Source organism: Kitasatospora sp. NPDC092039 (assembly GCF_044756065.1).
Classification (GTDB): domain Bacteria; phylum Actinomycetota; class Actinomycetes; order Streptomycetales; family Streptomycetaceae; genus Kitasatospora.
In genome coordinates this window covers 23,862-40,921 of sequence record NZ_JBIVSD010000030.1, presented here as the reverse complement: position 1 = coordinate 40,921, position 17,060 = coordinate 23,862, and the positions used below count along the sequence as shown (strand labels likewise).

The 17,060-nt window shown below is 75.2% G+C and carries 15 protein-coding genes; 6 read left to right on the top strand and 9 right to left on the bottom strand.

The annotated features are described in order from the left end of the window. The first annotated feature begins 85 nt into the window (after positions 1 to 85). Positions 86 to 715, top strand: coding sequence for an HAD family hydrolase (locus tag ACIQI7_RS36350; RefSeq protein WP_401118439.1), 630 nt, complete (start codon positions 86 to 88; stop codon positions 713 to 715). A gap of 17 nt (positions 716 to 732) precedes the next feature. On the opposite strand, the gene ACIQI7_RS36345 is transcribed toward ACIQI7_RS36350, so the two are convergent. Then, a complete protein-coding gene (locus tag ACIQI7_RS36345) occupies positions 733 to 972 on the bottom strand; it encodes a hypothetical protein (protein WP_392882480.1) in 240 nt (79 codons plus the stop codon). A 469-nt stretch (positions 973 to 1,441) separates the two neighbouring features. On the opposite strand from ACIQI7_RS36345, the gene ACIQI7_RS36340 reads away from it, so the two are divergent. After that, positions 1,442 to 1,825: a cold-shock protein gene (locus ACIQI7_RS36340; RefSeq protein WP_401118436.1), complete on the top strand. Its 384-nt coding sequence runs from the start codon at positions 1,442 to 1,444 to the stop codon at positions 1,823 to 1,825. Positions 1,826 to 1,880: 55 nt separating this feature from the next. Here the strand turns inward: ACIQI7_RS36340 and ACIQI7_RS36335 are convergent, their stop codons facing one another. The 4 genes from ACIQI7_RS36335 to ACIQI7_RS36320 form a co-directional block, all read right to left on the bottom strand. Further along, entirely contained in the window at positions 1,881 to 2,732 is an 852-nt protein-coding gene (locus ACIQI7_RS36335) for a 1,4-dihydroxy-6-naphthoate synthase (RefSeq protein WP_401118433.1), read from the bottom strand. 11 nt (positions 2,733 to 2,743) lie between these two features. Then, a complete protein-coding gene (locus tag ACIQI7_RS36330) occupies positions 2,744 to 3,523 on the bottom strand; it encodes a futalosine hydrolase (RefSeq protein WP_401118431.1) in 780 nt (259 codons plus the stop codon). A 10-nt stretch (positions 3,524 to 3,533) separates the two neighbouring features. Further along, positions 3,534 to 4,064, bottom strand: a complete 531-nt coding sequence (locus ACIQI7_RS36325; RefSeq protein ID WP_387760414.1) for a hypothetical protein — start codon at positions 4,062 to 4,064, stop codon at positions 3,534 to 3,536. A 72-nt stretch (positions 4,065 to 4,136) separates the two neighbouring features. Further along, a complete protein-coding gene (locus ACIQI7_RS36320) occupies positions 4,137 to 5,492 on the bottom strand; it encodes an MFS transporter (protein WP_401118527.1) in 1,356 nt (451 codons plus the stop codon). Between the two features lie 593 nt (positions 5,493 to 6,085). Here ACIQI7_RS36320 and ACIQI7_RS36315 point away from each other — a divergent pair. Next, positions 6,086 to 6,967, top strand: coding sequence for a DUF3027 domain-containing protein (locus ACIQI7_RS36315; protein ID WP_401118524.1), 882 nt, complete (start codon positions 6,086 to 6,088; stop codon positions 6,965 to 6,967). Positions 6,968 to 7,251: 284 nt separating this feature from the next. Beyond that, positions 7,252 to 10,548 carry a sacsin N-terminal ATP-binding-like domain-containing protein gene (locus ACIQI7_RS36310; protein WP_401118428.1) on the top strand — a complete coding sequence of 1,099 codons (3,297 nt, stop codon included), beginning with the start codon at positions 7,252 to 7,254 and terminating at the stop codon, positions 10,546 to 10,548. 27 nt (positions 10,549 to 10,575) lie between these two features. Here the strand turns inward: ACIQI7_RS36310 and ACIQI7_RS36305 are convergent, their stop codons facing one another. Genes ACIQI7_RS36305 through ACIQI7_RS36295 form a run of 3 tightly spaced genes read right to left on the bottom strand, consistent with a single transcriptional unit; the run spans position 10,576 to position 13,707 of the window. Further along, positions 10,576 to 10,851: a hypothetical protein gene (locus ACIQI7_RS36305; RefSeq protein ID WP_401118425.1), complete on the bottom strand. Its 276-nt coding sequence runs from the start codon at positions 10,849 to 10,851 to the stop codon at positions 10,576 to 10,578. 26 nt (positions 10,852 to 10,877) lie between these two features. Continuing rightward, a complete protein-coding gene (locus ACIQI7_RS36300; protein WP_401118423.1) occupies positions 10,878 to 13,340 on the bottom strand; it encodes an HAD-IC family P-type ATPase in 2,463 nt (820 codons plus the stop codon). A 52-nt stretch (positions 13,341 to 13,392) separates the two neighbouring features. After that, positions 13,393 to 13,707: a DUF2530 domain-containing protein gene (locus tag ACIQI7_RS36295; protein WP_401118421.1), complete on the bottom strand. Its 315-nt coding sequence runs from the start codon at positions 13,705 to 13,707 to the stop codon at positions 13,393 to 13,395. A 176-nt stretch (positions 13,708 to 13,883) separates the two neighbouring features. On the opposite strand from ACIQI7_RS36295, the gene ACIQI7_RS36290 reads away from it, so the two are divergent. After that, a complete protein-coding gene (locus tag ACIQI7_RS36290; RefSeq protein WP_401118419.1) occupies positions 13,884 to 15,344 on the top strand; it encodes an NCS2 family permease in 1,461 nt (486 codons plus the stop codon). Between the two features lie 77 nt (positions 15,345 to 15,421). Here ACIQI7_RS36290 and ACIQI7_RS36285 read toward each other — a convergent pair whose 3' ends face one another. Next, positions 15,422 to 15,871 carry a VOC family protein gene (locus ACIQI7_RS36285; RefSeq protein WP_401118416.1) on the bottom strand — a complete coding sequence of 150 codons (450 nt, stop codon included), beginning with the start codon at positions 15,869 to 15,871 and terminating at the stop codon, positions 15,422 to 15,424. A 131-nt stretch (positions 15,872 to 16,002) separates the two neighbouring features. Between ACIQI7_RS36285 and ACIQI7_RS36280 the strand changes: the two genes are divergently transcribed. Then, positions 16,003 to 16,926, top strand: coding sequence for a DUF4231 domain-containing protein (locus ACIQI7_RS36280; protein ID WP_387760408.1), 924 nt, complete (start codon positions 16,003 to 16,005; stop codon positions 16,924 to 16,926). Positions 16,927 to 17,060 lie beyond the last annotated feature (134 nt).

Below are 17,060 nucleotides of genomic sequence, written 5' to 3'. Positions count from 1 at the left end.
GACAACTGAGGCAAACCTAAGTTCAGCTCCGGAGCCCGGGCAAATTGCCTCGTCCTCCGCGGCACCCGTTGGGTAGCCTGACGGCATGCCCGCGACCTCAACCGCTCAGCTCACCGTCGGCTTCGACCTCGACATGACGCTGCTGGACACCCGGCCGGGTATCCGCGCCACCTACCTGGCGCTCTCCGCCGAGACCGGTACCCGCATCGACGCCGACCTGGTGGTCACCCGGCTCGGTCCGCCGCTGGCGGACGAGATCCGCAACTGGTTCCCGGAGGCCGAGGTGGAGCGGGCCGTCACCCGCTACCGCGAGCTCTACCGCGACCACGCCTTCGCCCCGACCACGGCCCTGCCCGGCGCGTACGCCGCCGTCGAGGCGGTCCGCGCCCACGGCGGCCGGGTCGCGGTGATCACCGGCAAGTACGAGCCGAACGCCCGCCTCCACCTGGAGCACGCCGGGCTGGTCGCGGACACCGTGATCGGCGACCTGTGGGCGGAGACCAAGGGCGAGGCGCTGCGCGAGCACGGCGCGACCGTCTACGTCGGCGACCACCTGGGCGACATCCGGGGAGCCCGGCACGCGGACGCCGTCGCGGTCTGCGTGCCCACCGGCCCGTACAGCGCGGACGAGCTGCGCGAGGCGGGCGCGGACGTGGTGCTGGACGACCTCAACGCCTTCCCCGACTGGCTCGCCGGGCACCTGGCCGCCCTCTAGGGGCCCGCGGCGGGCCCTCAGGACCCGACGGGCCCGGTCCGGCGGCGCTGGGCCCGCGCGTTCAGCAGCAGCCCGGTCAGCGCGGCCAGGAAGCCGGCCGGCATCAGCATGCTCAGCCAGTACGCGGCCGTCGGCAGCGGCGTCAGGTGCAGGAACAGCGGGACGAAGGTGACCAGGGTGGCGAGTGCGCCCAGACCGAAGACGATCGCCCCGGCCTTGACGTACACGTCGCCGGGGTCGGCGCTCTGGCTGCTCACGTCTGCTCACTCCTCGGGACCGGTCGGGACTGCCCCCAGTCTGGCAGAGCGGCCGCCGGGGCCGTCGGCCGGAGCGGGCCGGTCACGTTGCGCAGTTTCCCGGCAGCTGAACGTTTTGATCCCTGTTGAGCGGGGGTATGCACGGGGTGCCGAGGGGCGCTACAGGTGCGCCCCGCGTCCTCAGACCCGGGGGTGTGAGCCGATGGACTGCGCGGAGCCGCGCCCCGGCCGTGCCAGTGCCGGGTCGCCCGTGACCGCGAGATCCCGCTCCCGCCGCCCCGACCGGGCCTCGGAACGCGGTTCCCTCGCGGAACGCGGATGAGGCAGTGACGGACCGTTAGTCTGCTCCTGACCGCGTGCCGACCATGAGCGCCCACGGGCGCCGACCCGGGGTCGGACGCTTTTCCCACCACCCAGTGATCCCCGGCCAGGGCCGGGATCCCTCACACCCATTCGAGGACTGTTCGAGATGCCCACCGGCCAGGTCAAGTGGTTCAACGAGACGAAGGGCTTCGGCTTCCTGTCGCGCGACGACGGCGGCGACGTCTTCGTCCACACCAAGGCGCTGCCCGACGGTGTCACGTCGCTGAAGCCGGGCCAGCGGGTCGAGTTCGGCGTGGTCGCCGGGCACCGCGGGGACCAGGCGATGGCCGTGCAGCTGCTGGAGGCGCTGCCCTCGGTGGCCGCCGCCCAGCGCCGGAGCGCCGACGACATGGCGCCGATCGTCCAGGACCTGATCACCACGCTGGACTCGGTGCTGCCCGGCCTCCAGCGCGGGCGCTACCCCGCCAAGCCGACCGGCCAGAAGCTGGCCGGGCTGCTGCGCGCGGTGGCCGACCAGTTCGACGTCTGACCGGCCGGAGCCGGAACCGGGGCCGACCGCCGGGACAGCGGGCCGGAACCGGCGGCTAGAACGCGAGCGCACCCGGGTCGAGCGGGGGCACCAGCCCCTCCGCGGCGGCCCGGGTGAGCAGTGCGCGGACGGCCGCGTAGCCCTCCTCGCCGAGGTCCTCGGTGAACTCGGTGACGTACAGCCCGATGTGCTGCTCGGCGACGTCCAGGTCCATCTCCTGGGCGTGCGCCAGCACGTACCCGCGGCTCGCCGCCGGGTCCGCCCAGGCCTGCCGCACGGAGGCGCGGATCGCGTCGGCGATCGCCCGCAGCCGCTCGGCGCCGAGCGAGCGCCGGGCGACGATCGCGCCCAGCGGGATCGGCAGGCCGGTCTCCCGCTCCCAGGCCTCGCCCATGTCGGCCAGGCTGTGCAGGCCGTACTGCCGGTACGTGAAGCGGGCCTCGTGGATCACCAGGCCGGCGTCCACCCGGCCGTCCCGGACGGCGGGCATGATCTCGTGGAACGGCAGCACGACGATCTCGCCGAAGCCGCCCGGCACCGCCTTCGCCGCCCAGAGTCGGAACAGCAGGTAGGCGGTGGAGCGCTCGGAGGGCACCGCGACGGTCTTCCCGGCCAGGTCGGCGGGGGAGTCCACGCCTGGCAGGGTGAGCACCAGCGGGCCGCAGCCGCGGCCCAGCGCGCCGCCGCAGGGCAGCAGGGCGTACTCCTCCAGGACCCACGGCAGCGCGCCGTAGCTGATCTTCAGCACGTCCAGTTCGCCGCGTTCGGCCCGGCCGTTGGTGACGTCGATGTCGGCGAAGGTCACCTCGGGGGCGTCCGCGCCGGGCACCAGGCCGTGCGCCCAGGCGTGGAACACGAAGGTGTCGTTCGGGCAGGGCGAGTACGCGATGCTCAGCCGTTCAGCCACGGCCGGCCTCCTCAGTCGGTTCGTGCCGCGCGGCCGGTGGCGGCGACCAGCCCGGGCAGTTCGTGGACGGGCAGCGCGGCGAAGGCCCGCTCCAGGGCGGCCAGCGCCTCGCCGATCCGCCAGGCGGCCCGGTCGCGCGGGCCCACCGGATTGGACACGGTGCGCAGTTCGAGGGCCGGCACGCCGTACCGGGCGGCGGCCTCGGCCACGCCGAAGCCCTCCATCGCCTCGGCGACGGCGCCGGGGTGGCGGGCGGCCAGCTCGGCGGCCCGCCCGGCGCTGCCGGTGACGGTGGAGACGGTCAGCACCGGGCCGACGGCCAGGCCCGGGCCGGCCAGCGCCCGCGCGACCAGCGCGACGGCGGCCGGCGGCGGGGTGTGCCGGACGGTGCCGAAGCCCAGTTCGGTGACGTCGGCGAAGCCATCCGGGGTCTCGGCGCCGAGGTCCGCGGCCACGATCGCGTCGGCCAGCACGGTGCCGCCGACCGGGGCGAGCGGGGCGAAGCCGCCGGCGATCCCGGCCGAGACGGCCAGCGCGTACGGGTGGGCCGCCAGCGCGGCGGAGGCGGCGGCAGCGGCGGCGGCCGGGCCGACCCCTGCGGCCAGCACGTCCACCGGCGCCTGCTCGGCGCGGTGCAGGGTGCCGCCGGGCAGCGGCAGCGCGGCGGACCCGCCGGGCAGGCCGCGCAGCACCGCCTCGGCCTCGGCGGCCACCGCGACCACGACGAGCAGCCGGGCCCGGGCGGGGCCCGACCGCTCGTCGGGGCCGTCGGTGACGGCGGGCGCGGTCATCGCGGGACCGTCAGCTGTCCTGGGTGTTCAGCTGGAAGTACCAGACGGCGATCGGGTTGTCCGAGTTCTTGTCGCCCTCGACCACGGTGACCAGGGTCTTGCCGCTGGCGTTCAGCACCTTGTTGGCCTGCTGGGAACCCGACCAGGTCGGGCCCTTGGCGTACGAGAACAGGCTGAAGCGGCCGCCCTGGCCGGTCGAGCCGCCGTTGGTGAACGCCCACCAGCCGGTCTCGGCCACGTTCGGGGAGACCCCGACGCCGACCCGGTCGCTCGCCACCACGTCCGAGGTGGGCAGCGTGCCGTTCTTGAGGGCCTCGGTGGCCTTGTCCTGGCACTCCTGCTGGAGGTCCTCGGTGATCGGGTTGCCGCCGTTCCAGCACAGCGGGTCCGTCTCGACCGAGGAGTTGCCGACCGTGAGGGTGGCCCGGTGGGAGCTGTGCTCGGTCTGGTCGGCGGCGATGGCGACGGAGGTGCCCACCGTGGCGGCGCCGACCACGACGACGGCGCCGAGGGCGGCGATGACACGGGAATTGAGGCTCATGCGTCAGAATCTACCGGGCCTGGCCGATCACGCGACGCGGGGGTCGGCACCGCGTGTTGCCGCCCGCCCCGATCAGGCCACCCGGGGCGCCGTCGGGTGCCGCCGCAGGCCCACCCGGAAGAGCGAGCGGAGCGTCCACAGCAGCATCAGGCCGACCACCCCGGCGGCGATCGACAGGCCCAGCTTCCCGTTCAGCGGCAGCAGGATGCCGACCGCCCCGCCGGCCACCCAGGACAGCTGCATCAGGGTCTCCGAGCGGGCGAACGCCGACGTCCGCACCGCCTCCGGGACGTCCCGCTGGATCAGCGCGTCCAGCGCCAGCTTGCCCAGCGAGGCCGCCATCCCGGCCACCCCGGCGACCAGCACCACCGTCACCACGCCGTACCAGAGCGCGGTCGCCGCCGTCACACAGGTCGCCAGCAGCAGCATCGCGGTGACCGTCGCCTCCGGGCCGCGGGTGCGCAGCCAGGAGCCGAGCACCGAACCCAGCGCGTTGCCCGTCCCGGCCGCCAGCGCCACCAGGCCCAGTGCCACCGTCGGCCGCAGCCCGCCGACCGGCTCCTCCCGCAGCAGGAAGGCCAGGAACATCACCAGGAAGCCGACCAGCCACTTCATCGCCGACATCGCCCGCAGCGCCAGGATCACCGAGGGGCCGACCGTGCGCAGCGAGGCCTTGACCGGCGGCGGCCGGTGGTGGATCAGGTGCGAGCCCTCGCCGTGCACCTCGGCGTGCAGGACGGCGCGCTGCTCGCCCTTCGCCGAGTCCACCGCCGGCGGCAGGTGGAAGGCCATCAGGGTGCCGACCACGAACACCAGGAAGGCGCCGCGCAGCGGCCAGCCGGGCCCGATCAGGTGCAGCAGCCCGCCCACCGCGGCCGCCGCGCCGGTGGCCAGCAGCCCGGCGAGGGTCACCCGGGAGTTCGCCTTCACCAGGGACAGCCGGCTCGGCAGCAGCCGGGGCACCACCACGCTGCGCACCACGCCGTACGCCTTGGACGCGACCAGCACGCCGAGCGCCTCCGGGTAGAGCGCGATGCCGCCGCCGACGATCACCCCGGCCATCGTCCAGGCCAGCACCGCCCGGGCCAGCATGGCCATCGCCATGGCCGCCCGGCGGCCGTGCGGCAGGCGGTCCAGCAGCGGGCCGATCACCGGGGCCAGCAGGGCGAACGGGGCCATCGTGATCAGCAGGTAGAGCGCGACCCGGCCGCGGGCCTCACCGGTCGGCACCGAGAAGAAGATGGTGGACGCCAGTGCGACGGTGATCAGCATGTCGCCGAAGGAGTTGAGCGCGTGCAGCTCGATCAGCTTCGCGAGGCCGGACTCGCCCGCGCCCTCGGCGGCGGTGGCCCGGCGGATCCGCCGGCCGGTGCCGTGCACCACCTTGCCGGTGCGGGAGCCGACGGCGGAGGCGGTGCGGACCAGGATGTTCCGGCGGGGCTCGGGGGCCTCGGCGCCGTCCTCGTCGTCGTGCGGCTCCTGCCCGGCCCGGCCGGGGGCGTCGGGAACGTCGGGGGCCGCGGGCCGGGACGGGCCCACGGGGGCGGCGGAGGCCCCGGTCTTGGAGAGGTCGACGGGCCCGGAGGGCGCCCCGGCGCCGTCCGCCGGCCGCGGTTCGCCCGCGCCGGGGACCGGGGGCTGCTGTCGCGGCACGGCGTCCGCCTGGTCGGGGCTGCCGGCCTGCGGGGCGCGGAGTGCGTGCTGCGACGGGTCGTGGTCCGCCACAAGCCCATCCTGCCCCAGAATCGCCGAGCCGACGCGGGACCGGGCTCCGCTCGGCGCGGCCCGGGGACGGCCGTGTCCGCCCCGGACTGTGCCGGGGCACCGACCGGCGGGTAGCCTGCCCAAGGTCGACCCGCCGGGGCGCCGGGGCGCCGGCAGGCCGGTCGAGCGGCGCGGCCGGTACCCGAGGGGGCTCCGGGTCGCGCAGAATGGACGAGGGACACCGAGCCGCGACGGATCAGGCAACACGCCGTGGGCGACAGAAGAACTGGGAGAGAATCGACGCCGTGAGTGCTGCGATGCGAAGCCGTACCCCCGACCGGCTCTGTGCCGAGGCCGTCGAACTCGCCCGCCAGGCCGCCGAGGAGGCCGTCGGTGCGGAGGCCGTCGGGCCGCACCTGGGTGTCCAGGCGGACGCCGACCGCGTCGTCACCCACACCTTCGAGTGCCTTGACGCGGCGTACCGGGGCTGGCACTGGGCGGTCACCGTCGCGCGTGCGCCGCGCGCCAAGAACGTCACCCTGGACGAGGTCGTGCTGCTGCCCGGCCCCGACGCGGTCCTCGCCCCGCAGTGGGTGCCGTGGAGCGACCGGCTGCGCCCCGGCGACATGGGCCCGGGCGACCTGCTGCCCACCGACGCCGACGACCTGCGGCTGGAGCCCGGCTGGACCGGCGAGGACGAGCCCGCGCCGAACTCCGCGGTCGCCCTGGTGGACGACGAGGACCTGGTCGTCACCGACCCGCACGTCCAGCCCGCCCCGGCCCGCGCCCGGATCAACGCCGTCGCCGAGGAGCTGGGCCTCGGCCGCAGCCGGGTGCTCTCCCGGCTCGGCCTGCACCTGGCCGCCGAGCGCTGGGAGAAGGTCCACGGCCCGCAGACCCCGATGGCGCAGGCCGCGCCGGCCTCGTGCGCGAGCTGCGGCTTCCTGGTCCCGATCGGCGGCTCGCTCGGTCAGGCGTTCGGCGTGTGCGGCAACGAGTTCGGCCCGGCCGACGGCCAGATCGTCTCCTTCGCGTACGGCTGCGGCGGGCACTCCGAGGCGGCCGTCATCCCGGCCCCGCCGGCGCCGTCCGAGCTGATCCTGGACGAGCTGGTGGTCGAGCCGCTCCCGCTGCACCCCGACCGCGCCTCCGGCTCCGTCGAACCCGACGCCCCGGCCGAGGAGCTCGGCCACTCCTGAGGCCCCGGGCCGCACGGCCCGCCCCGGCGACGAACTGGGGCGGGCCGTCGGCGTTCCCGGGCTCAGCGGCGGCCGAACAGCCCGCGCCCGGGCGGGGCGGCGCGGTCGCGTTCGACCAGGACGTACCAGGACGTACCAGGAACCGTCGGAGACCGCGTGCCCTCCCCCTCACCGACCGGAACCCGGGCCTCGGCATAGGCAGCGGGCGCCCGTGGTCCGTCGGGGGTGCCCGGGCAGGGAAGAATGCCCTACGACGAACAGGGCAGCGGAAGGCGGCAGGTCCAGTGGAACCTCGGATCATCGGCAGCGGCACGGACGAGCACCTCGCGGACCCCTTCGGGAGCGCCGCGCTGCGGCGGCGGGTGCTGGACGCCTGGGCCGCCTCGCCGGCCCGGTTCCGGGAGGACGCCAACGCCGAGGAGGAGCTGGCGCTCGGCGGCTACCGGGACCGCCTGGTGGTCGAGTTGGCGCAGAACGCGGCCGACGCCGCGGTGCGGGCCGGCCACGGCCCCGGCCGGCTGCGGCTGACCCTCGCCGACGGCGTGCTCGCCGCCGCCAACACCGGTGCCCCGCTGGACGCGGCCGCCGTCGAGTCGCTGTCCACCCTGCGCGCGTCCTCCAAGCGCGGCGAGGAGCCCGCCGTCGGCCGGTTCGGGGTCGGCTTCGCCGCCGTCCTCGCGGTCAGCGACGAGCCCGCCGTGCTGAGCGCCACCGGCGGGGTGCGCTGGTCGCTCGGCGAGGCCCGGGCGCTGGCCGGGGCCCAGCCCGAACTGGCCGACGAGCTGCGCCGCCGGGACGGCCACGTGCCGTTGCTGCGGCTGCCGTTCGCCGCGGAGGGCCCGGCCCCGGACGGCTACGACACGGTGGTCGTGCTGCCGCTGCGGGACGCCGCCGCCGAGGACCTGACCCGCCGTCTGCTGGCCGGGATCGACGACGCGCTGCTGCTCACCCTGCCCGGCCTGCGCGAGGTCGTGGTGGAGACCCCGGACGGCACCCGCACACTCACCCGGGCCGCCGCCGAGACCCGCCCGGACGGGGTCACCGAGGTCACCGTCACCGACGACGCGGGCGGCGGGCTGCGGCAGACGGTCTGGCAGACCGCCGGCGCCTCCGGCACGCTCGCCGCCGAGCTGCTGGCCGACCGGCCCACCGAGGAGCGCGCCCGCCCGTACTGGACGGTGACCTGGGCCGTCCCGGTCGGCCCGGACGGTGCCCCGCAGCGGCCCGGGATCGCCTCGGTGCTGCACGCGCCCACCCCCAGCGACGAGCCGGTCGGCCTGCCCGCGCTGCTGATCGCCTCGTACCCGCTGGACTCCACCCGCCGGCACGTCGCGCCCGGCCCGCTGGCCGACTTCCTCACCGAGCGGGCCGCCGACAGCTACGCCGAACTGCTGCGCGCCCGTGGCGCCGACCTCGGCTCGCTCGGCCTCGTCCCGGCCCCGCTCGGCCAGGGCGCGCTGGACAACGCGCTGCGCGCCGCGGTGCTCTCCCGGCTGCCCGGCACGCCGTTCCTGCCGCACCCGGCGCCGGTCGAGCAGGGCACGCCCGCGCTGCGGCCCCGCGACGCGACGCTGCTGGAGGGCGCGGACGGCTCGGTGGTCGAGGCGCTCGCGCCGATCTTCCCCGGGCTGCTGCCGGCCGGCCTGGAGCGCCGCACCGAGCTGCGGGTGCTGAACGTGCGCCGGGTGCCGCTGGCCGAGGTGGTGGACCAGCTCGGCGGCCTGGACCGCGAGCCCGCCTGGTGGCGCAACCTGTACGCGGCGCTCGGCGCGGCCGACCCGGAGGCGCTCGGCGCGCTGCCCGTCCCGCTCGCCGACGGGCGGACGGTCACCGGGCCGCGGCGCGTGCTGCTGCCCTCCGAGGACGCCGACTGGGCGGCCTTCCCCGGCTACCCCGGGTCGCTCGCCGGCGCGCTCGCCGCGCTCGACCTGCGGCTGGCCCACCCCGAGGCCGCCCACCCGCTGCTGGCCAAGCTCGGCGCCGGCACCGCCACCCCGGCCGGGGTGCTGGACACCCCCGAGGTGCGGGCCGCCGTCGCCCGCTCCTACGAGCTGGCCGAGGACGACCTCGACGCGGCGCTCGAACTCGCCGACGCCGTCCTGGCGTTGGTGAAGGCCGCCGCCGCCGAGCCGGGCGCCCACCCCTGGCTGGCCCGGCTGGCGCTGCTCGACGACGAGGGCGAGCCCGCCCGGGCCGGCGAACTCGTGCTGCCCGGAAGCCCGTTCGCCGCGCTCGCCCGCGAGGAGGACGCCGGCTGGGTGGACGACGAGCTGCTGGAGCGCTGGGGGCCGGAGGTGCTCGCCGCCGTCGGCGTGCTGGCCGACTTCGTGCTGGTGCGCGCCGAGGACGTTGTGCTCGACCCGGACGACCTGGAGCGGCTGGACCCCACCGTCCCGGCCGACCGCGCGGCCGGCGGCCACCCCACCGGCCTGCTGGACGAGGCGCCGGACGGGCTCGCCGAGTGGGCCGAGGACGCGCTGGAGGCGCTGCAGGCCGACGAGGCGGTCGGTGTCCCGCCGGTGGCCGCCGAGCTGCTGGCGGTGCGCGACCTCGACCTGGTGGACGACGACGCCTGGCCGGAGGCGCTCGCCGCGCTGGCCCGCCCGCCGTACCGGGACGCCGTCGTCAACCCGGTGCGCACCCTGCTGCCGGACGGCTCGTACGCCGACCTGCCGCCGTACACCGCGTGGTGGCTGCGCGACCACCCGGTGCTGGCGGGCCGGGAGCCGGCCGGTCTGCGCGCCGCCGGCGCCGACCCGCTGCTGCGCGGCCTGTACGACGAGGCCCGCACCACCCTGGACGACCGGTTCCTGCACGCGCTCGGGGTGCGCACCACGCTGGCAGCGCTGCTCGCCGAGCCGCACGGGCCGGACGAGGTGCTGGACCGGATGACCGACCCGGCCGCCGAGGTCGGCCACCGCCAGCTGCACGGCATCCACACCGCGCTGGCCCGGGTGGACCGCGAGCGGATCGAGCCGCTGGACGTGGTGCGGGCGCTGCCGCCGCTGGACCCGGCCACCGGGCGCCGGCCGGACCACACCGTGGTGGTGGACGCCACCGAGGCGGTCGTCGCCGACGCCCCGGACCTGGTCCAGCTGCTGCACCCGTACCCGCTGCTGCCGGTCGCCCCGGCGCTGGCCGCCGACCTCGCCGAGCGGCTGCACGTGTCGCTGGCCAGCGAGGTGGCGGGCGGCCGGGTGCTCTCCGAGGGCGCGCTGCACCGGGTCCCGGCGGTGGTGCGGGAGCTGCTGCCCGGCTGCCCGGTCGCCTACGAGGAGCACGAGGAGCTGCTGGTCGTCGGGCCGGACGGCGCCGAGGCGGCGGTGGACTGGCGCTGGGACACCGGGGCGGACACCCCGGAGCCGCCGTACGACCCGGAGCTGGCCGAGGCCGGCGACGAGGACGACGAGTTCGAGGTCCCGCCGGTGTCCGGCCTGCTGCACGCGGCCACCCCGGAGGGCCTCGCCGCGGGGCTGGCCTGGTCGGTCGGGCAGTGGCACCGCCGCTTCGAGGTGCTGGCCGCCCTCAGCGAGCCGGACCGCGCCTACGAGCTCTCCGCCGCCCGCGACTTCGAGGGCTGAGCGGGCCGGGGCCCCGGGGGCCGGGCGTCAGCGGGCCGAGTCGGCCCGGCGCGTCCGCCCGCGGCGCTTGAGCCGCAGGTAGAGGCCGACGGTGGTGGCCGGCCAGACGGCCGCCACCAGGGCCTTCACGGCCGTCGGCAGCCACGGCCGGGCCGGGGCGGCCGGCCCGCCGGCGTCCGCCAGCCAGCTGCCGCCCAGCAGCGCCAGGACGGCCAGCCCGGCGGCCAGCGCGCCGCCCAGGAAGGCCGCGAAGGCCTCGACCTGCCCGGCCTCACGATCGGGTTCCCCACCTCGGTACGCCATGTCGGCACCCCCTCCCGCCGGGCACGTTACTCGTACCCGCGGCGCTTCATCCAGGCCCAGGCGACCTCCAGCGCGATGCCGCAGACCACCGCGATGGCCACGCCCGTCAGCGGGTCGCGGAAGCCGACCAGGGAGAGGTCGAAGAACGTCTTCAGCGGGGGCACCAGCAGGACCAGGGCGAAGGCGCCGCCCATGCTGCCGATCAGCAGCAGGCGCCACCAGTTGTACGGGCGGGCGACGATGGCGAGCACCCAGATGGCGATCAGGAAGAGCGTCAGGGTGGCCACGCTGGTGTCGGCCGTGAGGTCGGTCGCGTGGTCGGTGCGGGCGAGGGTGTAGGCGACGAAGGTGCCGGTGCCGGCGATGGCGCCGCCGGGGATCGCGAGGCGCAGCACGCGCTTCACGAAGCCGGTGCGGGCCCGCTCGTTGTTGGGGGCGAGCGCGAGGAAGAACGCCGGGATGCCGATGGTCAGCGAGGACAGCACGGTGGAGTGCCGGGGCAGGAACGGGTACGGCGAGTGGGTGAAGATCACCAGCAGCGCCAGCAGCACCGAGTAGACGGTCTTCACCAGGAAGAGCGAAGCGACCCGCTCGATGTTGCCGATCACCCGGCGGCCCTCGGCCACCACCGAGGGCAGCGAGGCGAAGGAGTCGTTCAGCAGCACGATCTGGGCGACCGCCTTGGTGGCGTCGGAGCCGGTGCCCATCGCCACGCCGATGTCGGCGTCCTTGAGCGCGAGCACGTCGTTGACGCCGTCGCCGGTCATCGCCACGGTGTGCCCGCGGGACTGCAGGGCCCCGACCAGCCGGCGCTTCTGCTGCGGGGTGACCCGGCCGAAGACACTGGTCCGGTCGGCGGTGTCGGCGAGCTCCTCCGGGTCGGCGGGCAGGCTGCGGGCGTCCAGCGGGTGGTCGGCGCCGGGCAGGCCCAGGTGGCCGGCCACCGCGCCGACCGAGACCGCCGCGTCGCCGGAGATGACCTTGGCCCGGACCCGCTGGCTCTCGAAGTAGCGCAGGGTCTCGGCGGCGTCCGAGCGCAGCCGCTGCTGGAGCACCACCAGGGCGAGCGGGGTGAGGTCGGCCGCCGGGTCGGGGGCGTCCAGCGGGACGGGGGTGCGGCCCAGCAGCAGCACCCGCAGGCCCTTGGCGCCCAGTTCGTCCACCTCGGCCAGCGCCGGGTGCCCGGCGGGCAGCAGCACGTCGGGCGCGCCGAGCAGCCAGCTGGCCTCGCCGCCCTGCGGCTCCAGCAGCTGCACGCCGCTCCACTTGCGGGCGGAGGAGAAGGGCATCGCCTCGATCACCCGCCAGCCGTTCCCCGGCGCGCCGTCCGCACCGCCGTCGCCGCGCCCGTACGCGTCGATGACGGCCCGCATGGACGGGTTGGGGCGGGCGTCGGCGCCGGCCATCACGGCCAGCGCGTGCTCGACGGTCTCCGGGGTGACGGCGGCGGGCTCCCCGTCGGCGAGCACCCGGAGGTCGACCACGTCCATGCCGCCCTCGGTGAGGGTGCCGGTCTTGTCCAGGCAGACGGTGTCCACCCGGGCCAGGCCCTCGATCGCGGGGAGCTCCTGGACCAGGCACTGCTTGCGGCCGAGCCGCACCACGCCGATCGCGAAGGCGACCGAGGTGAGCAGCACCAGGCCCTCGGGGACCATCGGCACGATGCCGGCCACCATGCGCCGGACGGCCTCCTTCCAGTCCCGGCCCTCGACGGCCAGCTGGCTGATGATCAGGCCGAGGGCGGTGGGGACCAGCAGGTAGGTGATGATCCGCAGGATGCTGTCGATGCCGGAGCGCAGCTCCGACTTCACCAGGGTGAACTTGCTGGCCTCCTCGGCGAGCTGGGCCGCGTAGGCCTCGCGGCCGACCTTGGTGGCGGTGAAGGCGCCGGCGCCGGCCACCACGAAGCTGCCGGACATCACCTGGTCGCCGGGCTGCTTGAGGACCGGGTCGGGCTCGCCGGTGAGCAGCGACTCGTCGATCTCCAGCCCGTCCGCCTCGGTGACCTCGCCGTCCACGATCACCTTGTCGCCGGTGCCGAGCAGCACGGTGTCGTCGAGGACGATCTCGGAGACGCCGACCTGCTGGGCGGAGCCGTCCCGGCGGACCTGCGGGCGGGCCTCGCCGATCAGGGCGAGGCTGTCCAGGGTCTTCTTGGCGCGCAGTTCCTGGATGATGCCGATCGCCGTGTTGGCCACGATGACCAGGCCGAACAGCCCGTCCTGGATCGGACCGACGACCAGGATGATCCCGAACATCACGCCGATGATCGCGTTGAAGCGGGTGAGGACGTTGGCCCGGACGATCTCCGCGGTGGACCGGCTGGACCGCACCGGCACGTCGTTGACCTGGCCCTTCGCGACCCGCTCGGCCACCTCGGCGGCGGTCAGGCCACCGCGCCGGCCGGGCAGCAGGCCGAGGGGGTGCGCTCCGTCCGGCCATTCCCCGTCGGTCGGCCGCTCTTCCGCTGGCTGGGCAGGCTGCGTCATGGCACCGACTCTACGGGCGCCTTATGTCCGATGCGTGCTACTAAAGGACTATTCAGTCCGACCGGGTGGCCTGGTTCCGGCCGTCGTCTCCGGCCGTCCGTCCGACGGTCCGTCCGGCGTCCTCGGCGGCGCGGCTACGGGCGATCGCGTCCCGCCGGGCGCGGCAGTACCAGAGGCCGATCAGGCCGAGCAGGCCGCCGGAGAGGCAGATCCAGGGCCAGGTGCCGTGGCCGTGCTCGGAGAGGGTGCCCTGGAAGGGGAGCAGGGCGAGGAAGGCCACGAACCACAGCACCGTGCCGCCGCCGACGATGGCGACGTCGTTGGCCTCCAGCGGAGGGGGCGAGGGGTGCAGTGGCGTCTTGGGCATGGGGCCTAGCGTACGGTGCGGTGGGGCGGCTGTGCGGGCGCCGTGACCCCGTACGGGCTCTACGCGCGAAGATAGCGCGTGTGCGATCGGGAAACCATACTTAAAGATCTGCGCCCGGCCACCGTCGCCCCGGGCGTCCCCTCCCTCTCCTCAGCTCCCCCACAGAGGACGCACGCATGCCTGTGGTCCAGCCGACCACCGAGTCGCCCGAACCCGCCGACGCCGCGCCGAAGCCCCCCACCGGCGCCGTCGACCGCTTCTTCCGGATCAGCGAGCGCGGCTCCACCCTGCCGCGCGAGATCCGCGGCGGTGTCGCCACCTTCTTCACCATGGCGTACATCCTGGTGCTGAACCCGATCATCCTGGCCAGCGGCACGGACGTCACCGGGGCCCACCTGGACAGCGGTCAGCTGGTCACCGCCACCGCCCTCACCGCGGGTCTCACCACCCTCCTGATGGGCGTCATCGGCAACGTCCCGATCGGCCTGGCCGCCGGACTCGGCGTCAACACGATCGTGGCGCTCCAGCTCGCCCCCAAGATGACCTGGCCGGACGCCATGGGCATGGTCGTGCTGGCCGGCTTCGCGATCATGCTGCTGGTCGCCACCGGGCTGCGCGAGCGGGTCATGAACGCCGTCCCGCTCGGTCTGCGCAAGGCCATCGCGATCGGTATCGGTCTGTTCATCAGCCTGGTCGGCCTGGTCGACTCGGGCTTCGTCAGCCGCATCCCGGACGCCGCCCACACCACCGTCCCGCTCCAGCTCGGCGGCAACGGACACCTGCTCGGCTTCCCGGTGCTGATCTTCGTGATCGGCCTGGTGCTCACCCTGATCCTGCTGATCCGCAAGGTGCCCGGCGCCATCCTGATCAGCATCGCGGTCTCCACCGCGCTCGCCGCGATCATCGACAAGGTGGCCGACATCCCGGCGCTCAAGTGGGGCCTCACCGTCCCGACCTGGCCCGGCAACCCGGTCTCCGCGCCGGACTTCGGGCTGGTCGGCAAGGTCAGCCTGTTCGGCGGCTTCGAGAAGGTCGGCGTGCTGACCGGGCTGCTGTTCGTCTTCACCGTGCTGATGTCGTGCTTCTTCGACGCGATGGGCACCATCCTCGGCGTGGCCGACGAGGCCCACCTGCTGGACCGCAACGGCGACCTGCCCGGCATCAACAAGGTCCTGATGGTCGACGGCATCGCCACCGCGGCCGGCGGCGCCACCTCGGCCTCGGCCAACACCTGCTTCGTCGAGTCCACCGCCGGTGTCGGCGAGGGCGCCCGGACCGGCTTCGCCTCGATCGTCACCGGCCTGCTCTTCGTGGTGGCGCTCTTCCTCACACCGCTCGCCACCATGGTCCCGGCCCAGGCCGCCACCCCGGCCCTGATCACCGTCGGCTTCCTGATCCTGGCCAACTCGATCAAGGAGATCGACTGGGCGGACTACACGATCGCGATCCCGGCCTTCCTGACCATCGTGATGATGCCGTTCACCTACAGCATCACCAACGGCATCGGCCTGGGCTTCATCGCCTTCTGCGTGCTGCGCCTGGCCGCCGGTCGCGGCCGCGGGGTCCCCGTCCCGATGTACGCGGTGGCGGCGGTGTTCGCCTTCTACTACCTGATGCCGGCCTTCGGCCTGCTCTGACGCCGTACGGCCGCCCGTGGCCCCGTCCTCCCGCCGGGGAGGACGGGGCCACGGCGTTTCCGCGGGCGGTCCACCGGTCAGTGGACGCAGAATTCGTTGCCCTCCGGGTCCCGCATGACGGTCCAGGCGCCGCCGGGCTCCTCGACCTGGCGCAGGACCGAGGCGCCGAGGCCTTCGAGGCGGGCGACGGTGGCCGCGCGCTCGCCCGGGCCGGGGTGGACGTCGAGGTGCAGGCGGTTCTTGCCCTGCTTGGCCTCGGGGACGGCCTGGAACAGGACACGGCGGCCGAGGCCGGTGTCCGAGGCCGGGTCGAACGGGTCCTCGGGATGGCGGACGGCGGCCAGCGAGCGCCAGGCCGGACGGCCGTCCAGCTCGGTGAGGGCCTCCGGGCCGACCGCGCCGGCGGCGAGCAGCCGGGTGATCAGCGTGCTGTGGTCCTCCAGCGTGTACTCCAGGGCGGCGGCCCAGAAGGCGGCCTGGCGGTGCGGGTCGGTGCAGTCGATGACGAGCTTCCAGTGCAGCGGCATGTAACTGTTTATATCGGTTACAGGGCGGCGGATCAACGGTCGGCCGTCAGAAGTTGTCAAAAAGGCACCCGTGTAGGCGAGTTGCCGACGGGAATACTGGCTGGACGGAGAAGGGGGAGGGGGCTCGACCGATGGTGCAACAGGATCCGCCGGGGGGCGTCGAGGCACAGCTGCTGCCGGAGCTGTTCTGGACGGCGGACAAGGCCTCGCTGGACGGCCAGCGCGAGACGCTGCGCTGGTACCGCGGACTGATCGCGATGCTGGTGGTCGCCGCCGTGATCGGGTCGTTCCCCGGCCCGGACGACAAGGGCGACTTCGACGTCTGGCCGCTGTTCTCGGTGGCCGCGTTCCTGGTGGCCGGCTACTTCTGGTCCCGGCTGCGCCGCGGCAACCCGCAGGGCCGCTGGTACCAGGCCCGGGCGGCGGCCGAGTCGGTCAAGACGCTCGCCTGGAAGTACACCGTCCGGGCCCGGCCGTTCGACGGCCCGGCCGAGTCCGCGGACGTGGACCGCGGCTACCTGCTCCAGGTCGAGGACGTGCTGCGGGCCTTCGAGGACCCGGAGATCGTGCCGCCCGGCAGCGTCGCCGAGATCACCCCGGAGATGCGCCGGCAGCGCGCCGGGAACCTGACCGCGCGGCGCACCCTCTACCTGCGCACCCGCGTCGAGGGCCAGCGCACCTGGTACCGCTCCCGGGCCGAGGCCTGCGACTCGCAGGCGGTCTCCTGGGGGCTCGGCATCGCGGTGCTGATCATCGTCGGCGCGGCGGCGGCCGTCGCCCAGGCCACCGGCGCGCTGTCGGTGCACCTCTTCGGCGCCAGCTCGGCCGCGGCCGCGGCGATCATCGCCTGGACGCAGCTCAAGCAGCTCGGCCCGCTGGCCGCCGCGTACCAGCTGGCCGCGCGCGAGCTGGAGAACGTCGGCAACCAGCTGTCCGACCTCGACCTCCGGGCGCCGGACGCCGAGGCGAGCTGGGCCCGGTTGGCCGCCGACGCGGAGGACGCGGTCTCCCGGGAGCACACCACCTGGCGGGCCCGCCGGGCGTTCCCGCGCTGAGCCGTCGTCCCGCGGTCGGCGTTCCGGGGGCCGTCGTGCCGGAGCCGGGAGGCGGGAGGCGTGGCACGGGAGGGTACTCCACCGCAACGGGGACTTGGGGAGATCCGGCGAAGCGCGGCGCACAGGTGTGCGGG